The sequence below is a fragment of the Piscinibacter sp. genome (genome assembly GCF_047600445.1).
Taxonomy (GTDB): domain Bacteria; phylum Pseudomonadota; class Gammaproteobacteria; order Burkholderiales; family Burkholderiaceae_C; genus Piscinibacter.
In genome coordinates this window covers 2,206,665-2,230,074 of sequence record NZ_JASGKT010000002.1, presented here as the reverse complement: position 1 = coordinate 2,230,074, position 23,410 = coordinate 2,206,665, and the positions used below count along the sequence as shown (strand labels likewise).

The following is a 23,410-nucleotide window of genomic DNA, read 5'->3' as shown; positions in this document are numbered from 1 at the left end:
TGCCGCGCATGGACTTCATCCACCTGCGCACCCACACCGAGTTCTCCGTCGTCGACGGCACGCTGCGGGTCGACGACATGGTGGCCGCGGCGGCGAAGGACGGCCAGGGCGTGCTGGCGATCACCGACCTGTCCAACCTGTTCGGCGCGGTGAAGTTCTACAGCCAGGCGCGCAAGAAGGGCGTCAAGCCCATCCTCGGCGCCGACGTCTGGCTGGAAGGCGACACGGGCGAGAAGCAGACATCGCGCCTGCTGCTGCTGGTGCAAAACGGCGCCGGCTACCTGAACCTGTGCGAGATCCTCTCCAAGGCCTGGATAGCGAACGAACAGCGCGGCCAGGCCTGGGTGAAATGGGACTGGCTGGCCGAGCACGGCGAGGGCCTGATCGCGCTGTCGGGCGCCGACCTCGGCGCGGTCGGGCAGGCGCTGCTGGCCGGCGACAAGGCGCGCGCCGTGGCCGCCGCGAAGCGCCTGGCCGAGCTGTTCCCGAACCGCTTCTACATCGAGCTGCAACGCGGCGGCATGCCGGCGCACGAGGCGCAACTGCGCGCCGCGGTGCCGCTGGCCGCCGGGCTGGGCCTGCCGGTGGTGGCCACGCACCCGGTGCAGTTCCTCGCGCCCGACGACTTCGAGGCGCACGAGGCGCGCGTCTGCGTCGCCGAGGGCGAGACGCTGACCAACGCCAAGCGCGTCAAGCGCTTCGGCCGCGAGCAGTACTTCAAGACGCAGGCGCAGATGGCGGCGCTGTTCGCCGACATTCCCTCGGCGCTCGCCAACGCGGTGGAGATCGCCAAGCGCTGCAACCTCAGCCTGGTGCTCGGCAAGCCGCAGTTGCCCGACTTCCCGACGCCCGTGGTGGACGGCGCGGCGATGCCGATGGCCGACTACTTCCGCCGGCTCTCGCACCAGGGGCTGGAGGAGCGGCTCGCGCAGCTCTACCCCGATGCGGCGCAGCGCGAGCGCGAGCGGCCGCGCTACGTCGAGCGGCTCGACTTCGAGATCGCGACCATCCTGAAGATGGGTTTCCCGGGCTACTTCCTGATCGTGGCCGACTTCATCAACTGGGCCAAGAACAACGGCTGCCCGGTCGGCCCCGGGCGCGGCTCGGGCGCCGGCTCGCTGGTGGCCTACGCGCTGAAGATCACCGACCTCGACCCGCTGCGCTACAACCTGCTGTTCGAGCGCTTCCTGAACCCCGACCGCGTCTCGATGCCCGACTTCGACGTCGACTTCTGCCAGGGCAACCGCGACCGCGTGATCGACTACGTCAAGCAGAAGTACGGCCGCGAGGCGGTGAGCCAGATCGCCACCTTCGGCACGATGGCCGCCAAGGCGGCGCTGCGCGACGTGGGCCGCGTGCTCGGCATGGGCTACGGCCACGTCGACAGCATCGCCAAGCTGGTGCCGGCGCCGCCGGGCAAGACGGTGACGCTGCGCCGCCCGCCCGAGCCACCCGACACCGGCGTGATCTACGCGCGCAGGGAAGCGCCGGAGATCGAGGAGCGCGAGAAGAACGAGGAAGAGGTGGCCGAGCTGCTCGCGCTGGCCGAGCGCGTCGAGGGCATCGTGCGCAACGTCGGCATGCACGCCGGCGGCGTGCTGATCGCGCCGGGCAAGATCACCGACTTCTGCCCGCTGTACCAGCAGCCCGGCAGCGCCAGCGCGGTGAGCCAGTTCGACAAGGACGACGTCGAGGCCATCGGCCTGGTGAAGTTCGACTTCCTCGGCCTGGCCACGCTGACCATCCTCGAACTCGCCCGCGACTTCATCCGCGCGCGCCGCAAGGGCCAGGAGCGCTTCGCCTTCGAGACGCTGCCGCTGGACGACAAGGCCTCGTACCGGCTGATGAGCGAGGGCAAGACGGTGGCGGTGTTCCAGCTCGAATCCTCGGGCATGCAGCGCATGCTGCGCGACGCCAAGCCGAGCGTGTTCGAGGACGTGATCGCGCTGGTGGCGCTGTACCGCCCGGGGCCGATGGACCTGATCCCGACCTTCTGCGCGCGCAAGCACGGCCGCGAGGAGGTGGAGTACCCGCATCCGCTGATGAGGGAGGTGCTCGAGGAGACCTACGGCATCATGGTCTACCAGGAGCAGGTGATGCAGGTGGCCCAGATCGTCGGCGGCTACACGCTCGGCGGCGCCGACCTGCTGCGCCGTGCGATGGGCAAGAAGAAGCTCGAGGAGATGGTGGCGCACCGCGCCACCTTCGCCGAGGGCGCGGCGAAGAAGGGCATCGCCGAGCCCAAGGCGAACGAGATCTTCGACCTGATGGAGAAGTTCGCCGGCTACGGCTTCAACAAGTCGCACGCCGCCGCCTACGCGCTGCTGGCCTATCACACCGCGTACCTCAAGGTCCACTACCTCGCCGAGTTCACCGCCGCCAACATGAGCGTGGCGCTGGACGACACCGACAAGCTCAAGATCTTCCACGACGACGCCGTCGCGCTGGGCATCCGCTTCGAGCCGCCCGACGTCAACACCGGCCGCTACCGTTTCGAGCCGGTGGCCGACGACGTGGTGCGCTACGGCCTGGGCGCGATCAAGGGCACCGGACAGGGCGCGATCGAGGCGATCATCGCGGCGCGCGAGGAGGGTGGGCCGTTCAAGTCGCTGTTCGACTTCTGCAACCGCGCCGACCGCACGCGCATCAACAAGCGCGTGGTGGAGGCGCTGATCAAGGCCGGCGCCTTCGACAAGCTGCACCCCGAACGCTCGGTGCTGGTGGCCAGCATCGGCCTGGCCTTCGACTACGCCGACACGCAGGCGGCCAACGCCGACCAGGGCGGGCTGTTCGACTTCGGGGATTCGCACGCCGCCAGCACGCAGGAGCCCGAGCTGGTGGCCGCCGAGCCCTGGAGCATCAAGGAGCGCCTGGGCTTCGAGAAGACCGCGCTGGGCTTCTACCTGTCGGGCCACCTGTTCGACCAGAGCGGCGACGAGGTGCGGCGCATCGCGCGGCGCCGCAACGCCGACCTGGTCGACAGCCGCGAGCCGCAGCTCTTGGCCGGCATCGTCGGCGACCTGCGCGTGATCAACGGCCAGCGCGGCCGCGTCGCGATCTTCAAGCTCGACGACAAGACCGAGGCGATCGAGGCGGTGGCCAACGAGGAACTGCTCAACGCGCACCGCGAACTGCTGAAGGACGACGAGCTGGTGATCGTGCAGGGCAAGCTGCAGCCCGACCGCTTCTCCGGCGGGCTGCGCCTGAACGTCATGCAGGTGTGGGACCTGGCCGCCGCGCGCTGCCGCTTCGGCAAGTACCTGCGCGTGGAGGTCAACGGCAGCATCCCGCCGGTGGCCGAGGTGCTGCGCGACTTCCCCTCGCGGCGCGTGCGCACCGAGCACGGCGAGCTGCCGCAAGGCCTGACGATCCGCCTCGCGCTGCAACGCGAACGCGCCAGCGGCGAGGTCGATCTGGGCGAGGCGGCGCGTTTTTATCCCACCGACGAGGCGCTCGCGCGCTGGCGTTCCAGCGCGATGCAGGGCAGGGCCGAAGTCGTCTACGAGTGAGCGATCGAGCAACCACGGGTCTGGTGCTCACCGGCGGCGGCGCGCGCGCCGCCTACCAGGTGGGCGTGCTCAAGGCGGTGATGAGGATCCGCCGCGAGTGCGGCGCGACGGCGGCCGGCAACCCCTTCCCGGTGATCACCGGCACCTCGGCCGGCGCGATCAACGCCGCCGCGCTGGCCGCGCGCAGCGCCGACATGGACGAAGGCGTGCGCGCGCTCGCCCAGGTGTGGGAGAACTTCCACGCCGAGCAGGTCTACCGCGCCGACTCGCTGGGCGTGATCCGCACCGGCGCGCGCTGGCTGACCCTGTTCTCGCTCGGCTGGCTGATCGCGCGCTGGCGCCGCGCGCGGCCGCGCTCGCTGCTCGACAACGCGCCGGCCACCGACCTGCTGCGGCGCATGATCGACGGCGCGGCCATCAAGCAGGCGATGCGCGACGGCCACCTGCGCGCGCTGGCCGTCACCGCGTCGAGCTACGGCTCGGGCCTGCACGTGACCTTCTACGACGCGCTGCAGGAGATCCTGCCGTGGACGCGCTCGCAGCGCATCGCGGTGCGCGCCGACATCGGCGTGCCGCACCTGATGGCCTCGTCGGCGATTCCCTTCGTGTTCCCGGCCGTGCCGCTGCCCATCGAGGGCCGCACCGAGTACTTCGGCGACGGCTCGATGCGCCAGGCCGCGCCGATCTCGCCGGCGGTGCACCTGGGCGCGAGCCGCATCCTGATCATCGGCGCCGGACGCATGCACGAGCCGCCGGGCACGCGCGCGCACAGCGCCGAGTACCCGAACCTCGCGCAGATCGCCGGCCATGCGCTGTCGAACATCTTCCTCGACGCGCTGGCGGTCGACGTGGAGCGCTTGCAGCGCATCAACGCCACGCTCGCGCTGCTGCCGCCCGAGGCGCTGGCGCGCACCGCGCTGCGCCCGATCGAGACGCTGGTGATCGCACCCAGCCAGCGCCTTGACGACCTCGCCGCCAGGCACCTCGGCTGCCTGCCGGCGCCGGTGCGGGCGATGCTGCGCGGCATCGGCGTCTCGGGCCGTGGCGAGGACGCACGCGGCGCGGCCCTGGCGAGCTACCTGCTCTTCGAAGCGCCGTACACGCGCGAGCTGGTTGCGCTCGGCGAGGCCGACACGCTGGCGCGGCGGGAGGAGGTGCGGGGGTTCTTCGGTTGGGGGTGAGGTGTGGCGCCTGTCGCGCTGAACCGGTGGTGGTGTGCGGGGAAGACGGCATGTCGCCGCCCCCCCCACGGCGCATCAAGACTTGGCCTTCGCCTCGACCTTCTTCGCAGGCGTCTTCTCGTGCTTGCCCTTGGCCTTGACCACTGCGGCCCCGCCGACGGGATAGGCCTGGCCGTTGACGGTCAGCCCGTCGGCCGAGTACTTGCGCGCGTTGCCGTCGCCGACGCCCTTGACGCGGCCCTGCAGGTCGGCCCAGTTGTTGAACGTGCCGGTCTTGCGCGCATCGAGGATGCGCGTGGCCATGCTCGGGCCGATGCCCTTGATGGCTTCCAGCTCGGCCTGGTTGGCCTTGTTGACCTCGGTGGCCGCGAAGGCGGCGGCCGAAGCGAGGGCGAGGACGGCGGCGGCGATGATCTTGAACATGATGAAACTCCTTGTCGGTTGAACGAGCCGCGGGATTGCAGGCTCGGCGCCAGTGTCGGCAGCGCGCCGCGCGCCGTGAATCGCCATCGCGGGTTCCCCCGCCCGTGCCGCCGCCGCGGGGCCCCCGAACGGGGGAAGGGATAATGCGCCGGCCATGCCGGACGCCGCGCCGCCCCACCGCTCCTCGACCGAACTCCTGCGCCGCCTGCTGCGCGGGATGCGGCCCTACTGGCACACCTTCGCGGCCGGCATCGTGGCGATGATCGTCTTCGCCGCCACCGAGGCCGCGCTGCCGGCGCTGCTCAAGCAACTGCTCGACGGCAGCTTCGTCGAGCGCAACCCGCGCTACCAGTGGCTGATGCCGCTCGGGCTGGTCGGCCTGTTCGTCGTGCGCGGCTTCACCGACTACGCACATTCGGTGGCGATGCACAGCGTGGCCACGCGCGTGGTGCTCGACCTGCGCCAGCGGATGTTCGAGCGGCTGCTGGTGCTGCCGACGAGCTGGTTCGGCGAGCGCTCCGGCGCCGCGCTGGTGACGCGCTTCACCTACGCCTCCAACCAGATCAACCCGATCATCACCACCTCGCTGGTGACGCTGGTGCGCGACAGCCTCACCGTCGTCGGCCTGATCGGCTACATGGTCTGGCTCGACTGGAAGCTCTCGCTGGTGTTCTTCGCGGCGCTGCCGGCGATCGCGCTGATCATCCGCGCCGTCAGCCGCCGCCTGCGCCGCTTCAGCCACGGCATCCAGTCGTCGATGGGCGCGATGTCGCACGTGGTCGACGAAGCGATCGCCGGGCACCGCGAGATCCGCGTCTTCGGCGGCCAGCGCCACGAGGCCGAGCGCTTCGCGCAGGTGAACCTCGCGGCGCGCCGCTTCGCGATGAAGACCATCTCCACCTCGTCGGCCAACGGGCCCATCGTGCAGGGCGTGGCGGTGCTGGCGCTGGCGGGCATCGTGTACTACGCCTCGCTGACGCAGCAGTTGAGCGTAGGCGGCTTCGTCTCCTTCATCACCGCGATGGGCCTGCTGCTGACGCCGCTGAAGCGGCTGTCGAACGTCAACGAGGTGCTGCAGCGCGGCCTGGCCGGCGCGGCCCAGGTCTTCGAGCTGATCGACGCCGAGGCGGAGGACGACAGCGGCACCCGGCACATCGGCCGCGCGCGCGGCCATTTGCGCTTCGAGGGCGTGCACTTCCGCTACCCCGGCGCCGAGCGCGACGCGCTGGCCGGCATCGACCTGGAGATCCACCCCGGCGAGACGGTGGCGCTGGTCGGCGCCTCGGGCGGCGGCAAGACCACGCTGGCCTCGCTGATCCCGCGCTTCCACGCGGTGCAGCAGGGCCGCATCCTGCTCGACGGCGTCGACCTGCGCGAGATCGCGCTGGCCGACCTGCGCGCCAACATCGCGCTGGTGACGCAGCACGTGGTGCTGTTCGACGACAGCGTGGCCGCCAACATCGCCTACGCGAAGCCGCAGACGCCCGAGGCCGACATCGTGTGCGCCGCCGACGCGGCGCACGCGATGGAGTTCATCCGCGCGATGCCGCAGGGCCTGGCGACGCCGGTCGGCGAGAACGGCGCGCGGCTGTCGGGCGGGCAGCGCCAGCGCGTGTCGATCGCGCGCGCGCTGCTGAAGGACGCGCCCATCCTGCTGCTCGACGAGGCCACCTCGGCGCTGGACGCGCACAGCGAGCGCGCGGTGCAGGCCGCGCTCGACAACCTGCGCCGCGGCCGCACCACGCTGGTCATCGCGCACCGGCTCTCGACCATCGCCTCGGCCGACCGCATCGTCGTGCTGCACGAAGGGCGCATCGTCGAGAGCGGCACGCACGACGAACTGCTCGCGCTCGGCGGCCACTACGCCAGACTGCACGCGCACCCGGCGGCGCTGAGCGAAGCGCTGCGCTGAACGATTCGACATGAACGAAACCGTCAACGTCATCTGCATGAAGTGGGGTTCGATGTACGGCCCCGAGTACGTCAACCACCTGCGCGCGGGCGTGCGGCGCCACCTCTCGCGGCCGCACCGCTTCGTCTGCTTCACCGACGACGGCGCGGGGCTGGACGCCGACGTCGAGGTGCGCCCCATTCCCGACCTCGGCCTGCCGGCCGGCCAGAAGGACCTGCGCTGGCGCAAGCTGGGCGTGTTCCGCGAGCAGATCGCCGATCTGGCCGGCACCGCGCTGTTCCTCGACCTCGACCTGGTGATCGTCGATTCGATCGACGCCTTCTTCGAGCAGCCGGGCCGCTTCCTGATCATCCGCGACGACGACCTGTTCCGCGCCAAGCCGCTGCGCCGCCTGAACGCGGCGCGCGACGCCTTCCTGCGCAGCGTCGGCAATTCGTCGGTGTTCCGTTTCGAGATCGGCGCGCACCGCTACATCCTCGACGCCTACGTGGCCGACCCCAGGGGCGCGGCGCAGCGCTACGAGATCTCGCAGCAGTTCCAGAGCGCGCAGCTCGCCGCGCACGGCGATCTCGCCTATTGGCCCGAGGGCTGGTGCGTCAGCTTCAAGAACGCCTGCGTGCCGCGCGGGCTGGCGAGCTACGCACGCGATCCGGCCGTGCCGGCCGGCGCGAAGATCGTCGTGTTCGCCGGTGAGCCGAAGATGAGCGAGGTGCTGGCCGGCGGCGGGCACAAGTGGTATCGGCGCATCGGCAACATCGACTGGCTGCGCCGGGCGTGGAGCGCATGATGAGCACGGCGGCCGTGAAGCAGCTCGTCTGCGTCAAGTGGGGCACGATGTACGGCCCCGAGTACGTGAACCGGCTGTACGGCATGGTGTCGCGGCACATCACCGGGCCGTTCCGGCTGGTGTGCCTGACCGACGACCGCAGCGGCATCCGTGCCGAGGTGGAGTGCTTGGCCCTGCCCGAACTCGGCTGCCCGCATCCGCAGCGCACCATGGGCAAGTGGCGCAAGCAGATCCTGTGGGGTGCGACGGTGCCGGGGCTGGAAACCGGCAAGCCGGCGCTCTTCATCGACCTGGACTCGGTGATCGTCGGACCGCTCGACGACTATTTCCGCGTCGGCGATCCGCAGGACGTGTACGTGGCGCGCAACTGGGCGCGCCCGCTGGAGAAGCTCGGCCAGACCTCGGTGTTCCGCTTCCCCGTGGGCGGCAATGCGCACGTGCTGGAGGACTTCCGCGCCGACCCGCAGGGCATCGCCGACAAGCACGGCTTCGAGCAGCACTACGTGACGCACGCGGTGACCGGGGGTGTGAAGTTCTGGCCCGAGGCGTGGACGCGCCACTTCCGGCTGCACTGCCTGCCGCCGTTCCCGCTGCGTTATTTCATGACGGCGCGCCTGCCGGCCGGCACGCGCATCGTCACCTTCCCCGGCGGGCCGAATCCGGACGACGTGATCGAAGGGCGCTGGAACAAGCGCGTGCCGCCGCGCCGCTCGCGCTGGGCGCACGTGATGGCGACCTTCGGCGGCGGCGCGCGCGTGGACGACAACTGGCGCCGCCATCTGCAGCGCTACGTGCTGCCGGTGGCGTGGATCGCAGCGGCGTGGCGGGAGTGAGGGCGGAGAGCACACGATGGACAAGCGCCTCGTCGTCGTCGGCACCGGAATGCTCGCCGAGCAGGTGCACTACTACTTCGACACGCTGGGCGGACGGCCGGTCGACGCCTTCGCGCTCGATGCGCAGTTCATCCGCGAGCCGCAGTTCCTGGGCCGGCCGGTGCTGGATTTCGCCGAGGTGCAGCGGCGCTTCCCGAGCGATACGCACGAGCTGTTCGTGGCCATCGGCTTCACCGCGACGGCGGCCCGCAAGCGCTGGTTTCTCGCGGTGCGCGCGGCCGGCTACAGCATGCCGAGCTACGTGCACCCGAGCGCCTGCGTGGCCGCGAACGTGGCCGTCGGCGAGAACACGCTGATCCAGGAGCAGGCGATGGTCTCGCCGTTCGTGCGTCTCGGCGAGAACCTGATCCTGTGCCCGCAGGTCGGCATCAACCACCATACGCGCGTCGGCGCGCATTGCTTCTTCGCCCCGGCCGCGGTGGTGGCCGGCGACGCCGATATCGGCGAGCGCTGCTTCATCGGTGCGAACGCCACCATCCGCGACCGCGTGCGCATCGGCGAGGGCTGTGTGATCGGCGCCGGTGCGCTGATCATGGCCGACTGCCCGGCCGATGGCGTCTACCGCGCCGCGCGCACCGGGCGCACGCGCGAGTCCGAGGAGTGACGATGGAACCTTTCAACCGCCCGTTCATGACCGGCCGCGAGTTCGTCTACATCGCCGAGGCCTATGCCAACGGCATGCTGGCCGGCGACGGCGCCTTCACCAAGAAGTGCCACGCGCACCTGGAGAAGACCATCGGCTGCGCCGAGGCGCTGCTGACGCACTCCTGCACCGCGGCGCTGGAGATGAGCGCGCTGCTGGCCGACATCGCGCCGGGCGACGAGGTCATCATGCCCTCGTACACCTTCACCTCCACCGCCAACGCCTTCGTGCTGCGCGGCGGCGTGCCGGTGTTCGTCGACATCCGCGCCGACACGCTCAATCTCGACGAGGCGCTGGTCGAAGCCGCGATCACGCCGCGCACCAAGGCCATCGTGCCGGTGCACTATGCCGGCGTGGCCTGCGAGATGGATGCGATCCTCGACATCGCGCGCCGCCGCGGCCTGATGGTGATCGAGGACGCCGCGCAGGGCTACGGCTCCACCTACCGCGGCCGGCCGCTGGGCGCCCTGGGCGCGCTCGGCTGCCTGAGCTTCCACGAAACCAAGAACGTGATCTCGGGCGAGGGCGGCGCGCTGCTCGTCAACGATGCGGCGCTGGCCGCGCGCGCCGAGATCGTCCGCGAGAAGGGCACCAACCGCAGCGCCTTCTTCCGCGGCCAGGTCGACAAGTACACCTGGGTCGACGCCGGCTCGTCCTACCTGCCGGGCGAGCTGATCGCGGCCTTCCTCTACGCGCAACTGGAAAAGGGCGACGACATCCTGCAGCGCCGCCTGGGCATCTGGCAGCACTACCACGACGGCCTCGCGGCGCTGGAGCAGCGCGGCTGGATCCGCCGCCCGGTGGTGCCCGCGCACTGCACGCACAACGCGCACATGTACTACGTGCTGCTGCCCTCGCTGGCGGCGCGCCAGGAGGTCATCGCGCGCATGCGCGCGGCCGGCGTGAACCCGGTGTTCCACTACGTGCCGCTGCATTCGGCGCCAGCCGGCCGGCGCTTCGGCCGCGCCGCCACGCCGATGTCGAACACCGATGCGCTGTCCGACCGGCTGCTGCGCCTGCCGCTGTGGATAGGCGTGGACCGCGACCTCGTGCTGCGCAGCTTCGTCGAGGCCTGCACGGCGGTGTGCGGCGCACCGTGAGGATCGTCCACCTCGCGCGCGACGAGAAGTTCGTGCCGCTGCTGCGGCAGCTCTTCGACGAGGCCCTGCCGGGCGCGAACCACTGGCTGATCGCCCGGCGCGGCCGGGGCCGGCAGCGTTTCGTGGCACCCGCGCCCGGCGTCACCTTCCGGCCCGAGTGGTGGTTCCGCACGCCGCTGGTGGCGTTGGACGTCGCGCGTGCCGATGTCATCGTCGCGCACAGCATGACGACGATCTTCGCCAACGCCATCGCCCGCGCTCCCGCGCGCACGCGCGTGGCCTGGCTCGGCTGGGGCTACGACTACTACCCGCTGCTGGAGGCGCAGCTCGGCGACCCGATCCTGCCGGCGACGCGCGTGCTGCTCGGCGGCAGTGGCCCGGCCGAACCGCCGCATGCCACGCCGGTGCGCCGGCGCAAGCCGCAGGCGCTCGAGCGCGTGGCCGGGCGACTGAACAGCTTCAGCGTGATGCCGTCCGAAGAGGCGCTGCTGCGGCGCGCGCTGCCGTCGCTGGCCGGCGTGCAGCACGAGATTCCGCTGTTCACGACCGAGGATGCCTTCGAGCGCGGGCCGGCGGCGATGGAAGGGCCGGACATCCTGCTCGGCAACTCGGCCACCGCGTCGAACAACCATGCCGACGCCTTCGAGCTGCTGCGCGGGCGCCTGGGCGACGGACGGCTGGTGGTGCCCTTGTCCTACGGCAACGCCGACTACGGCGCCAAGGTGGCGGCGCTCGGCCGGCAGCGCTTCGACGGCGCCTTCGAGCCGCTGCTGGAATGGATGAGCCTGGCCGACTACAACGAGCGAATCCGCCGCTGCGGCTTCGTGGTCATGAACCACCGGCGCCAGCAGGCGGTGGGCAACATAGGCGCCGCGCTCTACAAGGGCGCCACGGTCTACCTGCGGCGCGAGAACCCGCTGTTCCCGTTCTACACGGGGCTGGGCGTCGCGCTGCGCGCGATCGACGAACTGGCGGCCGGCGGCGCCGCGCTGCGCCCGCTGAGCGCCGCCGAGCGCGAACGGAATCGCCGCGTGATCGGCGCGCACTACGCACGATCGCGCGTGCTGCAGGCGATGCGCGAGCTGCCCGCGCTGCGCGGCTGACGACGCTCAGGCGCGCCAGTGCTCGGCGATCCACGGCGCCGGCCTGGCGTAGCGCCAGTTGCCGTTGCGGCGCCCGGCCAGCGCATCCGGCGGGTTCATCACGCCGTGGAAGATCAGGATGCGCGCGCCTTCGGGGATGAAGGGCTCGCGCCAGTAGTTGGCCGGGAAGCGCGGGATGCAGTGGTACTTCCAGCTCGCGCACCACGCGGCCGGCCAGTAGGCCAGCTTGCCCTGCTTGTGCAGGTAGTCCGACAGGTAGGCCTGCTCGTTGCGCACCTGCGCGCGCACTTCCTCGAAGTGGCTGCGGAAATACGCCAGCACGTCGGCATGCGCGCCGAGCCGGAAGCGGTACACCGACGAGTTGCCGGTCACGCGCCACGGCCGCTTCCAGTCGTGGATGATCAGGAACTCGCCGGGCTGCTCGAAGAACGGCGTGATGTCGTCGACGATCACCACGTCGAGGTCGAGGAAGAGCGCGGTGCCGGCCAGGCCGTGCAGGTCGGCGGCGAAGGTGGTCAGCTTGGTCCAGCCGCGCTCGGGGATGCCGGGCGGCAGGTCCAGCGGCGGGATCGGCAGGCACTGCACCTCGGGCACGATGCCCTCGCTGCGGTCGGTCAGGCAGACGAAGCGGAACTCGCCTTTCAGGTGGCGGCGCACCATCGCGTACAGGCGGTTGACGTACTCGGGGCCGTACTTGGTGCCCCACTTCATGCACAGGACGACGCGTTGCTCCTCGCTCATCACAGGTCTTCCTGGCGCAGCGGCGGATAGGTATCCCAGCCCAGGCAGCCGGGACATTGCCAGAAGTAGTTCTGCGCCTCGAAGGCGCAGGCGGCGCAGCGGTAGCGTTGCAGCGGCCTGGCGGCGCGCGCCACGGCGTCGCGCACGGCCTGGGTCTCTTCGCCGCCCGCGCCGTCGCCGGCGAGCAGGGCCTGCGCCGCGCTCAGCGAGCCGCTTTGTTTCAGGTGCGCGAGCGTGCGTGCCCGCTGGCGTGCGGCGTCGGCGTCGAGGCGGCCGAGCGCGGCCAGCAGGTCGCCGCTCGGCTGGCGGCGGTACAGCGCATCCAGGCGCTCCAGCGCCGCGCCGGCCTCGCCCAGCGCCAGCGCGGCATCGGCATAGTCGTGCGCGACCAGGTTGAACGCGCCCGGGTGCGCCGCCATCAGCGTGCCCCATTGCGCCAGCGCCTCGCGCCGGTCGCCGCGCGCCAGAGCGCGCTGGCCGGCCATGATCAGCGGGCGCGGCGATTGCGGCGCGGCCTCGCGCGCGCGTTGCAGCGCCGCGTCGGCCTCGGCGCCCTGCTGCCGCGCGTCGGCCTCGGCGGCCAGCTCGCACCAGTGGTGCGCGATGCGCGTGGCGAACGAGCCGCTGCCGCTGCGCTCGAGCCGGGCGGCCATCTCGGCGGCGGCGCGCCACTCGCGCGAGCGTTCGTGCAGCGCCAGCAGCGCGAGCCGCGCCTCGGTGTCGAAGGGCGTGCCCTCGAGTGCTTCGAAGGCCTGCTGCGCGCGGTCGAACAGGCCGGCCTTCATGAAGTCCTGCGCCAGCGCGTGCTGCGCGCGCTCGCGTTCGGCGGCGCTCAGGTCGGCGCGCTGCAGCAGGTGCTCGTGCACGCGCACCGCGCGCTCGTACTCGCCGCGGCGGCGGAACAGGTTGCCCAGCGCGAAGTGCAGCGCGGTGGTGTCCGGGTCGTGCTGCACCGCCTCGATGAAGGCGTCGATGGCCTTGTCGTGCTGCTCGTTGAGCAGCAGGTTCAGGCCCTGGTAGTAGGCCTTGGGCGACTCCTTCTGCTCGCGCTTCCACTGGCGCAGGTCGAAGCGCGAGGCCAGCCAGCCCAGCGCGAAGGCCACCGGCAGGCCCAGCAGCAGCCACTGCAGCTCAAAGTCCATCGCGCGGCGGGTGGTCGGTGGGCGGGGGCGGCGGCGCGGGCGGCGGGCCGTCGTCGGGATCGGTCTCGTCGCGGTGGCGGCGCGCCACGCTGCGCTGGCGCCACCAGCTCGGCAGCATCGCCAGCACGCCGAACACGCAGCCGAGCGCGAATGCCGCGAGCACGACGAACACCATGTTCGTGCGCCACTCGTGGCCGAAGAACCAGCGGATGGCGGCCTCGTGCCGGTTGTTCAGCGCGAAGGCGAAGAGCAGGAAGAAGAGGGCGGCTCGAACGAGCCAGACGAGCAAGCGCATCGGGTCTCCCGCGTCGATTCTAACGAGCGGGATGCGCGGCTCAGGCGGTGGCGGGCGGGTCTTCGGCGTCGAGCACCGGCACGTGCGCGTCGACCGCCTCGCGCAGCGCCTTGCCGGGCTTGAAATGGGGCACCAGCTTCTCGGGAATGATCACCTGCTCGCCGCTGCGCGGGTTGCGGCCCACGCGCGGCGGCCGGCGATTGATCGAGAAGCTGCCGAAGCCTCGGATCTCGATGCGGTGCCCGCGCGCCAGCGCGTCGGACATCGCATCGAGGATGGTCTTGACGGCGAACTCGGTGTCGCGGTGCGTCAACTGGCTGAATCGCTCAGCGAGTTGCGCCACGAGGTCGGATCGTGTCATGACGTGCTGCGCTTCGGCAGGCCGGGCAGGGGCTTATTCGCCCTTGTTGCCGTCCAGCTTGGCGCGCAGCAGCGCGCCCAGGCTGGTGGTGCCGGCGGTCTCGCGCTCGTTGCTGGCCGACAGGCGCTGCATCGCTTCCTGCTGGTCGGCGCTGTCCTTGGCCTTGATCGACAACTGGATCGAGCGCGTCTTGCGGTCGATGTTGATGATCAGGGCGGTGACTTCGTCGCCTTCCTTCAGGATGTTGCGGGCGTCCTCGACGCGGTCGCGCGCGATCTCCGAGGCGCGCAGGTAGCCGGTCACGTCGTCGTTGAGCTGGATCTCGGCGCCGCGCGCGTCGACCGTCTTGACCTTGCCGGAGACCGTCATGCCGCGGTCGTTCACCGAGGTGTAGCTGGTGAACGGGTCGCTGTCGAGCTGCTTGATGCCCAGCGAGATGCGCTCGCGGTCGACGTCGACGGCCAGCACCACGGCCTCGACTTCCTGGCCCTTCTTGTAGTTGCGCACCGCGCTCTCGCCCGGCTCGTTCCACGACAGGTCGGACAGGTGCACCAGGCCGTCGATGCCGGCGGCCAGGCCGACGAACACGCCGAAGTCGGTGATCGACTTGACGGGGCCCTTGACCTTGTCGCCGCGCTGCACGTTGGCGGCGAACTCCTCCCACGGGTTCGCCTTGCACTGCTTCATGCCCAGGCTGATGCGGCGCTTGTCCTCGTCGATCTCGAGCACCATCACCTCGACCTCGTCGCCCAGCGAGACGACCTTGCTCGGCGCGACGTTCTTGTTGGTCCAGTCCATCTCGGAGACGTGCACCAGGCCCTCGATGCCCGGCTCGATCTCGACGAAGGCGCCGTAGTCGGCGATGTTGGTGACCTTGCCGAACAGGCGCGTGCCCTGCGGGTAGCGGCGCGACACGCCGTGCCACGGGTCGTCGCCGAGCTGCTTGATGCCCAGCGAGACGCGGTTCTTCTCGGCGTCGAACTTGAGCACCTTGGCCTGCAGCTCCTGGCCGACCTGGACGACTTCGCTCGGGTGGCGCACGCGGCGCCAGGCCATGTCGGTGATGTGCAGCAGGCCGTCGATGCCGCCGAGGTCGACGAAGGCGCCGTACTCGGTGATGTTCTTGACCACGCCGTTGACGATCGCGCCTTCGGTCAGCGTCTCCAGCAGCTTGGCGCGCTCTTCGCCCATCGAGGCCTCGACCACCGCGCGGCGCGACAGCACCACGTTGTTGCGCTTGCGGTCGAGCTTGATGACCTTGAACTCCATGGTCTTGCCCTCGAAGGGCGTCATGTCCTTGACCGGGCGCGTGTCGAGCAGCGAGCCGGGCAGGAAGGCGCGGATGCCGTTGACCAGCACCGTCAGGCCGCCCTTGACCTTGCCGTTGACCGTGCCGTTGACGAATTCGCCCGATTCGAGCGCCTTCTCCAGCGACAGCCAGGAGGCCAGGCGCTTGGCCTTGTCGCGCGACAGGATGGTGTCGCCGTAGCCGTTCTCGAGCGCGTCGATGGCCACCGAGACGAAGTCGCCGACCTGGACTTCGACTTCGCCCTGGTCGTTCTTGAACTCGTCGATGGGGATGTAGGCTTCCGACTTCAGGCCGGCATTGACCACCACGAAGTTGTAGTCGACACGCACCACTTCGGCGGTGATGACCTCGCCGCTGCGCATCTCCGAGCGCTTGAGCGATTCTTCGAACAGGGCGGCAAACGATTCGCCGCCGGTGCTGGTGGCTTGTTGGGTTTGGGACATGGAGTTTCTCGGTTGCAGCTTCCGCTGCGGGGTTGGGTTGTCGATCCGGCGCCTCGGCGTGCCTTGCGGCACTGGAGGGAAGGCGTCGGGCCTGGGTGCGCCGCCCGCCTAGGCGAACGGCCTGCGCTGCTCCCAGGCTTCCAGAACCTTTTCCATCGAGGCTTCGACGGTGAGTTCGGAGTTGTCCAGCAGCAGCGCGCCTTCGGCCGGCTTCAAGGGAGCGACGCTGCGGTTTCGATCCCGCTCGTCGCGCGCTTCGAGGTCGGCGCGAAGGGTCGAGATGCTAGCCGAAATTCCCTTTGAAATCAACTGCTTGTAGCGACGCTGCGCGCGCGTGGCGGCGCTCGCGGTGAGGAACACCTTCAGCTCGGCGCCGGGGAAGATCACCGTGCCCATGTCGCGCCCGTCGGCCACCAGGCCGGGCACGCGGCGGAACGAGAGCTGCAACTGGCGCAGCGCCTCGCGCACCGCCGGCCAGGCCGAGACCTTGGAGGCCATCGCGCCGACCTCCTCGGCGCGCAGCACGTCGGCGACGTTCTCGTCGCCCAGGTGCGCGGCGCCGGCGACGAAGTGCAGCGGCAGCGTCGCGGCGATGCGCGCCAGTGCGGCTTCGTCGTCCGCGGCGACGCCGATGCGCAGCGCCGTCAGCGCGGTGGCGCGGTAGACCGCGCCGGAGTCGAGCAGGTGGTAACCCAGCGCCTCGGCGACCGCGCTGGCCAGCGTGCCCTTGCCCGAGGCGGTGGGGCCGTCCACCGTGATCACCGGCACCGCCTCGACGGGCGTGCGCGCCAGGTCGAACAGCGCCTCGAAGTAGTCGGGGAAGGTCTTGGCGACGCACTTCGGGTCGAAGATGCGCACCGGCACGCCGCCGAAGGCGGCCAGCGAGAAACACATCGCGACGCGGTGGTCGTCGTAGGTGTGGATGGCGGCCGGGGTGAGCCTGGCCGGCGGCGTCACTTCGATGAAGTCGGCGCCCTCGGCCACGGTGGCGCCGAGCTTGCGCAGCTCGGCGGCCATCGCGGCGATGCGGTCGGTCTCCTTGACGCGCCAGCTCGCGATGTTGGTCAGGCGCGTCGTGCCCTGCGCGAACAGCGCCATCACCGCCAGCGTCATCGCCGCGTCGGGGATGTGGTTGCAGTCCAGCGTGATCGCGCGCAGCGGCCAGGCGCCGCGCCGCGCCTCGAGGAAACCCGGGCCGCCCGACACCTCGGCGCCCATCGCGCGCGCCGCCTCGACGAAGCGGATGTCGCCCTGGATCGAATCGCTGCCCACGCCTTCGATGCGCACCGGCGTGTCGACCGCCGCGATCGCGCCGAGCGCGACGAAGTAAGAGGCCGACGAGGCGTCGCCTTCCACGTGCACGCGCCCCGGCGAGCGGTAGGCGCTGCCGGCGGGAATCGTGAAGCGCCGCCAGCCCTCGCGCCGCACGGCGACGCCGAAGCGCGCCAGCAGCTCGAGCGTGATCTCGACGTAGGGCTTGGAGATCAACTCGCCGTCGACCTCGACGGCGACCTGCGCGTCGCGCGCCACCAGCGGCAGCGCCAGCAGCAGCGCGGTGAGGAACTGGCTCGACACGTCGCCGCGCACGCGGATGGCCTGTGCGGTGTCCAGGCGGCCGCCGGCCGTGCCGCGCAGGCGCAGCGGCGGGTAGCCGGCCGTGCCGGCGTAGTCGATCGTGCAGCCGAGCTGGCGCAGCGCGTCGACCAGGTCGCCGATCGGCCGCTCGTGCATGCGCGGCACGCCCGCGAGCGTGAAGTCGCCGCCCTGCGTGGCGGCCAGCAGCGCCAGCGCGGCGGCGAGCGGGCGCATCGCGGTGCCGGCATTGCCGAGAAAGAGCCGCGCTTCGTGCACGCCCAGCCGGCCGCCCAGGCCGGTGATGCGCAGCACGTCGCCCTGGCGCTCCAGCGTGCAGCCGAGCTGCGCGAGCGCCGCCAGCATCACCTGCGTGTCGTCGGAGTCGAGCAGCGCGTGCACCTCGGTGCAGCCTTCGCTCAGCCCGGCCAGCAGCAGCACGCGGTTGGAGATGCTCTTGGAGCCCGGCAACTGCACCGTGCCGGCGGCGCCGGCCAGCGGCGGCAGGTCGAGGAAGCGCGTGCTGTACATCGGGGCAGCGGGGGCGGGCGGGCTCAGCGCCCCGCCTTGCCCGCGCCCATCTGCCAGCCGCCGCGCGCGTCGGCGGCCTTGCGGATCAGGTCTTCGAGCGCCTCGGCGTTGCCCGACTTCATCACCAGCTCGATCGCGTCGAGCGCGTGGCGGAAGCGCAGCGACTGCTTGAGGATCTCCTCGCGGTTCGACATCAGGATGTCGCGCCACACCTCCGGGTCGCTGGCGGCGATGCGCGTGAAGTCGCGGAAGCCCGGGCCGGCCAGCGAGAGGAAGTCGCGCCCGGCCGGCTGGTGCGCCACCGAGTTGAAGTACGAGAACGCCAGCAGGTGCGGCAGGTGGCTGACGGCGGCGAAGGCGGCGTCGTGGTTCTCCGGCGTCATGCGCAGCACCTGCGCGCCGATCGCGGCCCAGCAGTCGGTGGCCTTCTGCACCAGTTCGGGCGTGGTCTGCGGCAGCGGCGTCAGGATCACCTGCCGGCCGCTGTACAGCGCCGCGTCGGCGTGCGCGATGCCGGCCACCTCCTTGCCGGCGATCGGGTGCGCCGGCACGAACGAGGGCACGCGCTCCTTGAGCACGCGGCGCGCGGCGTCGACCACGTCGCGCTTGGTGGAGCCGACGTCCATGAACAGCACGCCCGGCTCGACGAGGTGGCGGATCGCCTTGAAGGTGGACTCGGTGGCCGACACCGGCACCGCGATCAGCACGATGTCCGAGCCCGACACCGCCAGCAGCGCCGACTCGGCGGCCTGGTCGATCACGCCGAGCTGGCGCGCGCGCTCGGTGGTGGAGGGCGACTTGCTGTAGCCGATCACGCGCTTGACCAGGCCGGCGCGCTTGAGCGCCAGGGCGAACGAGCCGCCCATCAAACCGCAACCGATGACGCCGAGCTGATTGAACATCGTGTGATCAGTGCACGTCGATGGGATAGGTGCCCAGCACCTTGAAGAACGCGCAGACGGCGCGCAGCTCCTGCAAGGCCGCCGCCACCTGCGGCTGGTCGGGGTGGCCTTGCAGGTCGATGTAGAAGTAGTACTCCCACTGGCCCGAGCGCGCCGGGCGCGACTCGATGCGCGTCATCGAGACGCCGTGCTTCTTCAGCGGCGTCAGCATGTCGTGCATCGCGCCGGGCCGGTTCTCCACCGAGACCACCACGCTGGTGCAGTCGTGGCCCGAGGCGGCCGGGCGCGGGTGCCGGTCGGGGTGCGCGAGGATGGCGAAGCGCGTGCGGTTGTGCGCCTCGTCCTGGATCGCCGGCGCCACGACGTGCAGGCCGAACTCGGCGCCGGCGCGCACGCTGGCGATCGCGGCCAGCGACGCATCGGCGCCGGCCAGCCGCGCGCCTTCGGCGTTGCTCGCCACCGGGCGGCGCTCGGCCTGTGGCAGGTGCAGCGACAGCCAGCCGTGGCACTGCGCCAGCGCCTGCGGATGGGCGCACACGGCGTCGATGCCGTCCAGCGCGTTGTCGCGGCGCAGCAGGTTGTGGCGCACCAGCAGGCTGGTCTCGCCGATGATGAACAGCGGCGAGGTCAGGAACAGGTCGAGCGAGCGTGTCACCACGCCTTCGGTGGAGTTCTCCACCGGCACGACGCCGAAGTCGGCCGAGCCGGCCACGGTGTTGTGCAGCACCTCGTCGAAGTTGGCGCACGGCACCTTGACGATCGACGAGCCGAAGAAGCCCAGCGCCGCCTCCTCGCTGAAGGTGCCGGCCGGGCCGAGGTAGGCCACGCGCGTCGGCGTCTCGAGCGCGCGGCAGGCCGACATGATCTCGCGCCAGATCGGCGCGACGCTCTCGGCGCGCAGCGGGCCGGGGTTGGCGGCCTTCAGGCCGTCGATCACCTGGGCCTCGCGCTCGGGGCGGAACACCACCGAGCCTTCCTTCTTCTTCAGTTCGCCGACGTGGCTGGCGATCGCCGCGCGGCGGTTCAGCAGCGTGAGCAGTTCGCGGTCGAGCACGTCGATCTGGTGGCGCAGCGCGAGCAGATCGGTCGGGGGCGCGGTCGACGGGTCAGCCATGGTGTGGCGCAAATTCTCGCATCACTCGGGCGGCGTCACTTCGAGGCGGGCCGGGCCGGCGGCCGCGCCGCCTTGGGCGCCGAGGCGCCGGCGGCCGGCGCGGCGACACCCAGGCTCGCCTGCACCTTGGCTTGCAGCGCCTGCACGCGCGCATCGAGCAGCGGGCCGGCCTCGGCCACGAGCTTCTGCGTGAAGGCGTTCTGCAACTCCGGCATCTGCTGCATGAACTTCTTGTTGACCGGCGATTCGAGCCAGGCGACGAGCTGCTTCAGCTCGTCCTCGCTGAACTTCTGCTCGATCTGCGCGCCGTAGGCCTGCGGCGCGATCTTCAGCGCGCGCTCGGCGAGGATGGGCGTGGCCTCGTCGACGTACTTGCGCAGGTCGGCGTCGACCGCCTTGGCCGCCGCCTCGCGCTTGTCGGGCGGCACCTGCGTCTGCAGGGTCGCGGCGGCGGCCTGCATCAGCTTGAGCGCCGGGCGCTCGACGATGCTGCGCGCCAGGTCCTCGATGCTGGCCTGCTGCAGCTTGATCAGCCGCGCCACCAGTTCCTGCTTGGCGTCGCCCTGGGCGTGCGCCACCGAGGCGCCCAGGAGCAGCGCCGCCATCACCATCCCCTTGCGCATCACGCCTCCTCGGAGCCCGCGGGCTCGCTGCCGTTGTCGCCGTTGCCGTTCTCGTTGGCGTCGTTCTCGACGATGCGCTGCAGGCCGATCAGCTTGGCGCCCGCGTCGAGCGCGATCAGCGTGACGCCCTGCGTCGCGCGGCCCAGCTCGCGGATCTCCGAGACGCGCGTGCGCACCAGCACGCCGGTGTCGGTGATCAGCATGATCTCGTCGTCGGCGCGCACCAGCGTGGCGGCCACCACCTTGCCGTTGCGCTCGCTCTGCTGGATCGCGATCATGCCCTTGGTGCCACGGCCGTGGCGCGTGTACTCGACGATGGAGGTGCGCTTGCCGTAGCCGTTCTCGGTGGCGGTGAGCACCGATTGCGTCTCGTCCTCGGCGACCAGCATCGCGATCACGCTCTGGCCGTCGTCGAGCATCATGCCGCGCACGCCGCGCGCCGCGCGGCCCATCGCGCGCACGTCGTCCTCGTCGAAGCGCACCGCCTTGCCGCCGTCGGAGAACAGCATCACGTCGTGCTTGCCGTCGGTCAGCGCGGCGCCGATCAGGTAGTCGCCTTCATCCAGGTCGACGGCGATGATGCCGGCCTTGCGCGGGTTGCTGAACTCGTCGAGCGCGGTCTTCTTCACCGTGCCCTGGGCGGTGGCGAAGAACACGTAGTGGTCGGCCGGGAAGCTGCGGAACTCGCCGGTCAGCGGCAGCACCACGTTGACCTTCTCGCCCGGCTGCAGCGGGAACATGTTGACGATCGGCTTGCCGCGCGAGGCGCGCGTGCCCTGCGGCACCTCCCACACCTTGAGCCAGTAGACGCGCCCGCGCGTCGTGAAGCACAGGATGTAGTCGTGCGTGTTGGCGATGAAGAGCTGGTCGATCCAGTCGTCTTCCTTGGTCGCGGCGGCCTGCTTGCCGCGCCCGCCGCGCTTCTGCGCGCGGTACTCGCCCAGCGGCTGGCTCTTGATGTAGCCGGTGTGCGAGAGCGTCACCACCATGTCGGTGGGCGTGATCAGGTCTTCGGTGCCCAGGTCCTGCGCGTTGTGCTCGATCGTGCTGCGCCGCGCGCCGGCCTTGGTCTGGCCGAACTCCTGCTTCAGCGCGGTCAGTTCCCCCGAGATGATCGCGGTGACGCGCTCGGGGCGCGCGAGGATGTCGAGCAGGTCGGCGATCTGCGCCATCACGTCCTTGTACTCGCCGATGATCTTGTCCTGCTCCAGACCGGTCAGGCGCTGCAGGCGCATCTGCAGGATCTCGCCGGCCTGCTCTTCCGACAGGCGGTACAGGCCGTCGGGCTGCAGGCCGTAGTGGCGCGGCAGGCCCTCGGGGCGGTAGGCGTCGCGGTCGCCCTCGACGCGCGCCAGCATCTCGCGCACCATCGACGAATCCCAGCTCTTGCTCATCAGCGCCGTCTTGGCCACCGGCGGCGTGGGCGAGTTCTTGATGGTCTCGATGAACTCGTCGATGTTGGCCAGCGCCACCGCCAGGCCTTCGAGCACGTGGCCGCGTTCGCGCGCCTTGCGCAGCTCGAACACCGTGCGCCGCGTCACCACCTCGCGGCGGTGCTCGAGGAAGATCTCGACCAGGTCCTTCAGGTTGCACAGCCTGGGCTGGTTGTCCACCAGCGCCACCATGTTCATGCCGAAGGTGTCCTGGAGCTGCGTCTGCTTGTACAGGTTGTTCAGCACCACCTCGGGCACTTCGCCGCGCTTCAATTCGATGACGACGCGCATGCCCGACTTGTCGGACTCGTCCTGGATGTGGCTGATGCCCTCCAGCTTCTTCTCGTGCACCAGCTCGGCGATGCGCTCGAGCAGGTTCTTCTTGTTCACCTGGTAGGGGATCTCGTCGACGATGATCGCCTGGCGCTGGCCGCGGTCGATGTCCTCGAAGTGGCACTTGGCTCGCATCACCACCTTGCCGCGCCCGGTGCGGTAGCCCTCGCGCACGCCGTTCAGGCCGTAGATGATCCCGCCGGTGGGGAAGTCGGGCGCGACGACGATCTCCATCAGCTCGTCGAGGCCGGCCTGCGGGTGCTTCAGCAGGTGCAGGCAGGCGTCGACCACCTCGTTCAGGTTCTGCGGCGGGATGTTGGTCGCCATGCCGACCGCGATGCCCGACGAGCCGTTGACCAGCAGGTTGGGCAGCCGCGTCGGCAGCACCAGCGGCTCCTTCTCCGAGCCGTCGTAGTTGGGTCCGAAGTCGACCGTCTCCTTGTCGAGATCGGCGAGCATCTCGTGCGCGATCTTGGCCAGGCGGATCTCGGTGTAGCGCATCGCCGCGGCGTTGTCGCCGTCGACCGAGCCGAAGTTGCCCTGGCCGTCGACCAGCATGTGGCGCAGCGAGAACGGCTGCGCCATGCGCACGATGGTGTCGTAGATCGCCGTGTCGCCGTGCGGGTGGTATTTGCCCATCACGTCGCCGACGATGCGCGCCGACTTCTTGAACGGCCGGTTCCAGTCGTTGTTCTGCTCGTGCATCGCGTAGAGCACGCGGCGATGCACGGGCTTGAGGCCGTCGCGCGCGTCGGGCAGGGCGCGGCCCACGATCACGCTCATCGCGTAGTCGAGATAGGAGCGGCGCATCTCCTCTTCGAGGCTGACGGGCAGGGTTTCCTTGGCGAACTGGGTCATGCGAACGGGTCGAGCACGCGACGCTCGGGCAGGCGCGAAGACACGCACGGCGGCGCGCGCCATGCGAAACAGCGCATTCTAGTTGGCGCTGCCTGTCGTGCCAGAGCAACAACGGCCGAGCCGAGCAGCCCGGGCCTGGCCAAAAACCGGTCTATCGAAAACGCTATGGCACAATGCCGCGTCGGTGGTCAATGCCCGGGCA

Annotated in this window: 19 protein-coding genes; 8 read left to right on the top strand and 11 right to left on the bottom strand. The window is 70.6% G+C overall.

Annotated elements, in window-relative coordinates; translation table 11 throughout:
- The first annotated feature begins 8 nt into the window (after positions 1–8).
- On the top strand, positions 9–3,509 hold the full coding sequence (dnaE, locus tag QM792_RS14700; protein ID WP_415150845.1) for a DNA polymerase III subunit alpha: 3,501 nt from the start codon (positions 9–11) through the stop codon (positions 3,507–3,509).
- Positions 3,506–4,690 carry a patatin-like phospholipase family protein gene (locus QM792_RS14695; protein ID WP_415150844.1) on the top strand — a complete coding sequence of 395 codons (1,185 nt, stop codon included), beginning with the start codon at positions 3,506–3,508 and terminating at the stop codon, positions 4,688–4,690. Before dnaE ends, QM792_RS14695 begins: the two co-directional genes overlap by 4 nt.
- A gap of 75 nt (positions 4,691–4,765) precedes the next feature.
- Here QM792_RS14695 and QM792_RS14690 read toward each other — a convergent pair whose 3' ends face one another.
- Positions 4,766–5,113, bottom strand: coding sequence for a ComEA family DNA-binding protein (locus tag QM792_RS14690; protein WP_415150843.1), 348 nt, complete (start codon positions 5,111–5,113; stop codon positions 4,766–4,768).
- 154 nt (positions 5,114–5,267) lie between these two features.
- Here QM792_RS14690 and msbA point away from each other — a divergent pair, with 154 nt between their 5' ends.
- Genes msbA through QM792_RS14660 form a run of 6 tightly spaced genes read left to right on the top strand, consistent with a single transcriptional unit; the run spans position 5,268 to position 11,551 of the window.
- Complete coding sequence (msbA, locus tag QM792_RS14685; RefSeq protein ID WP_415150842.1) at positions 5,268–7,025, top strand: lipid A export permease/ATP-binding protein MsbA; 1,758 nt, start codon at positions 5,268–5,270, stop codon at positions 7,023–7,025.
- 10 nt (positions 7,026–7,035) lie between these two features.
- On the top strand, positions 7,036–7,812 hold the full coding sequence (locus QM792_RS14680; RefSeq protein ID WP_415150841.1) for a glycosyltransferase: 777 nt from the start codon (positions 7,036–7,038) through the stop codon (positions 7,810–7,812).
- On the top strand, positions 7,812–8,645 hold the full coding sequence (locus QM792_RS14675) for a glycosyl transferase (RefSeq protein ID WP_415150840.1): 834 nt from the start codon (positions 7,812–7,814) through the stop codon (positions 8,643–8,645). Before QM792_RS14680 ends, QM792_RS14675 begins: the two co-directional genes overlap by 1 nt.
- A 16-nt stretch (positions 8,646–8,661) precedes the next feature.
- Positions 8,662–9,309 carry an acetyltransferase gene (locus tag QM792_RS14670; RefSeq protein WP_415150839.1) on the top strand — a complete coding sequence of 216 codons (648 nt, stop codon included), beginning with the start codon at positions 8,662–8,664 and terminating at the stop codon, positions 9,307–9,309.
- A 2-nt stretch (positions 9,310–9,311) separates the two neighbouring features.
- Positions 9,312–10,448, top strand: a complete 1,137-nt coding sequence (gene rffA, locus QM792_RS14665; RefSeq protein WP_415150838.1) for a dTDP-4-amino-4,6-dideoxygalactose transaminase — start codon at positions 9,312–9,314, stop codon at positions 10,446–10,448.
- A complete protein-coding gene (locus tag QM792_RS14660) occupies positions 10,445–11,551 on the top strand; it encodes a TDP-N-acetylfucosamine:lipid II N-acetylfucosaminyltransferase (protein ID WP_415150837.1) in 1,107 nt (368 codons plus the stop codon). The genes rffA and QM792_RS14660 overlap by 4 nt, the downstream gene beginning before the upstream one ends.
- 6 nt (positions 11,552–11,557) lie before the next feature.
- Here the strand turns inward: QM792_RS14660 and QM792_RS14655 are convergent, their stop codons facing one another.
- The 10 genes from QM792_RS14655 to gyrA form a co-directional block, all read right to left on the bottom strand.
- Positions 11,558–12,292: a glycosyltransferase gene (locus tag QM792_RS14655; RefSeq protein WP_415150836.1), complete on the bottom strand. Its 735-nt coding sequence runs from the start codon at positions 12,290–12,292 to the stop codon at positions 11,558–11,560.
- The gene (lapB, locus tag QM792_RS14650) at positions 12,292–13,434 is read right to left on the bottom strand and encodes a lipopolysaccharide assembly protein LapB (RefSeq protein WP_415150835.1); all 1,143 of its coding nucleotides are present in this window, start codon (positions 13,432–13,434) and stop codon (positions 12,292–12,294) included. The genes QM792_RS14655 and lapB overlap by 1 nt, the downstream gene beginning before the upstream one ends.
- Positions 13,424–13,729 carry a lipopolysaccharide assembly protein LapA domain-containing protein gene (locus tag QM792_RS14645; RefSeq protein WP_415150834.1) on the bottom strand — a complete coding sequence of 102 codons (306 nt, stop codon included), beginning with the start codon at positions 13,727–13,729 and terminating at the stop codon, positions 13,424–13,426. The genes lapB and QM792_RS14645 overlap by 11 nt, the downstream gene beginning before the upstream one ends.
- A 40-nt stretch (positions 13,730–13,769) precedes the next feature.
- Positions 13,770–14,090 carry an integration host factor subunit beta gene (locus tag QM792_RS14640; RefSeq protein ID WP_415150833.1) on the bottom strand — a complete coding sequence of 107 codons (321 nt, stop codon included), beginning with the start codon at positions 14,088–14,090 and terminating at the stop codon, positions 13,770–13,772.
- A 33-nt stretch (positions 14,091–14,123) separates the two neighbouring features.
- Positions 14,124–15,842, bottom strand: a complete 1,719-nt coding sequence (gene rpsA / locus QM792_RS14635) for a 30S ribosomal protein S1 (RefSeq protein ID WP_415150832.1) — start codon at positions 15,840–15,842, stop codon at positions 14,124–14,126.
- 108 nt (positions 15,843–15,950) lie between these two features.
- Positions 15,951–17,945, bottom strand: a complete 1,995-nt coding sequence (locus QM792_RS14630; RefSeq protein WP_415150831.1) for a bifunctional 3-phosphoshikimate 1-carboxyvinyltransferase/cytidylate kinase — start codon at positions 17,943–17,945, stop codon at positions 15,951–15,953.
- Between the two features lie 23 nt (positions 17,946–17,968).
- The gene (locus QM792_RS14625) at positions 17,969–18,847 is read right to left on the bottom strand and encodes a prephenate dehydrogenase (protein ID WP_415150830.1); all 879 of its coding nucleotides are present in this window, start codon (positions 18,845–18,847) and stop codon (positions 17,969–17,971) included.
- A 7-nt stretch (positions 18,848–18,854) separates the two neighbouring features.
- Complete coding sequence (gene pheA / locus QM792_RS14620) at positions 18,855–19,961, bottom strand: prephenate dehydratase (protein ID WP_415150829.1); 1,107 nt, start codon at positions 19,959–19,961, stop codon at positions 18,855–18,857.
- Between the two features lie 35 nt (positions 19,962–19,996).
- Positions 19,997–20,584, bottom strand: coding sequence for a DUF2059 domain-containing protein (locus QM792_RS14615; RefSeq protein WP_415150828.1), 588 nt, complete (start codon positions 20,582–20,584; stop codon positions 19,997–19,999).
- Positions 20,584–23,208, bottom strand: a complete 2,625-nt coding sequence (gene gyrA, locus QM792_RS14610) for a DNA gyrase subunit A (protein ID WP_415150827.1) — start codon at positions 23,206–23,208, stop codon at positions 20,584–20,586. The genes QM792_RS14615 and gyrA overlap by 1 nt, the downstream gene beginning before the upstream one ends.
- Between the last annotated feature and the right edge of the window lie 202 nt (positions 23,209–23,410).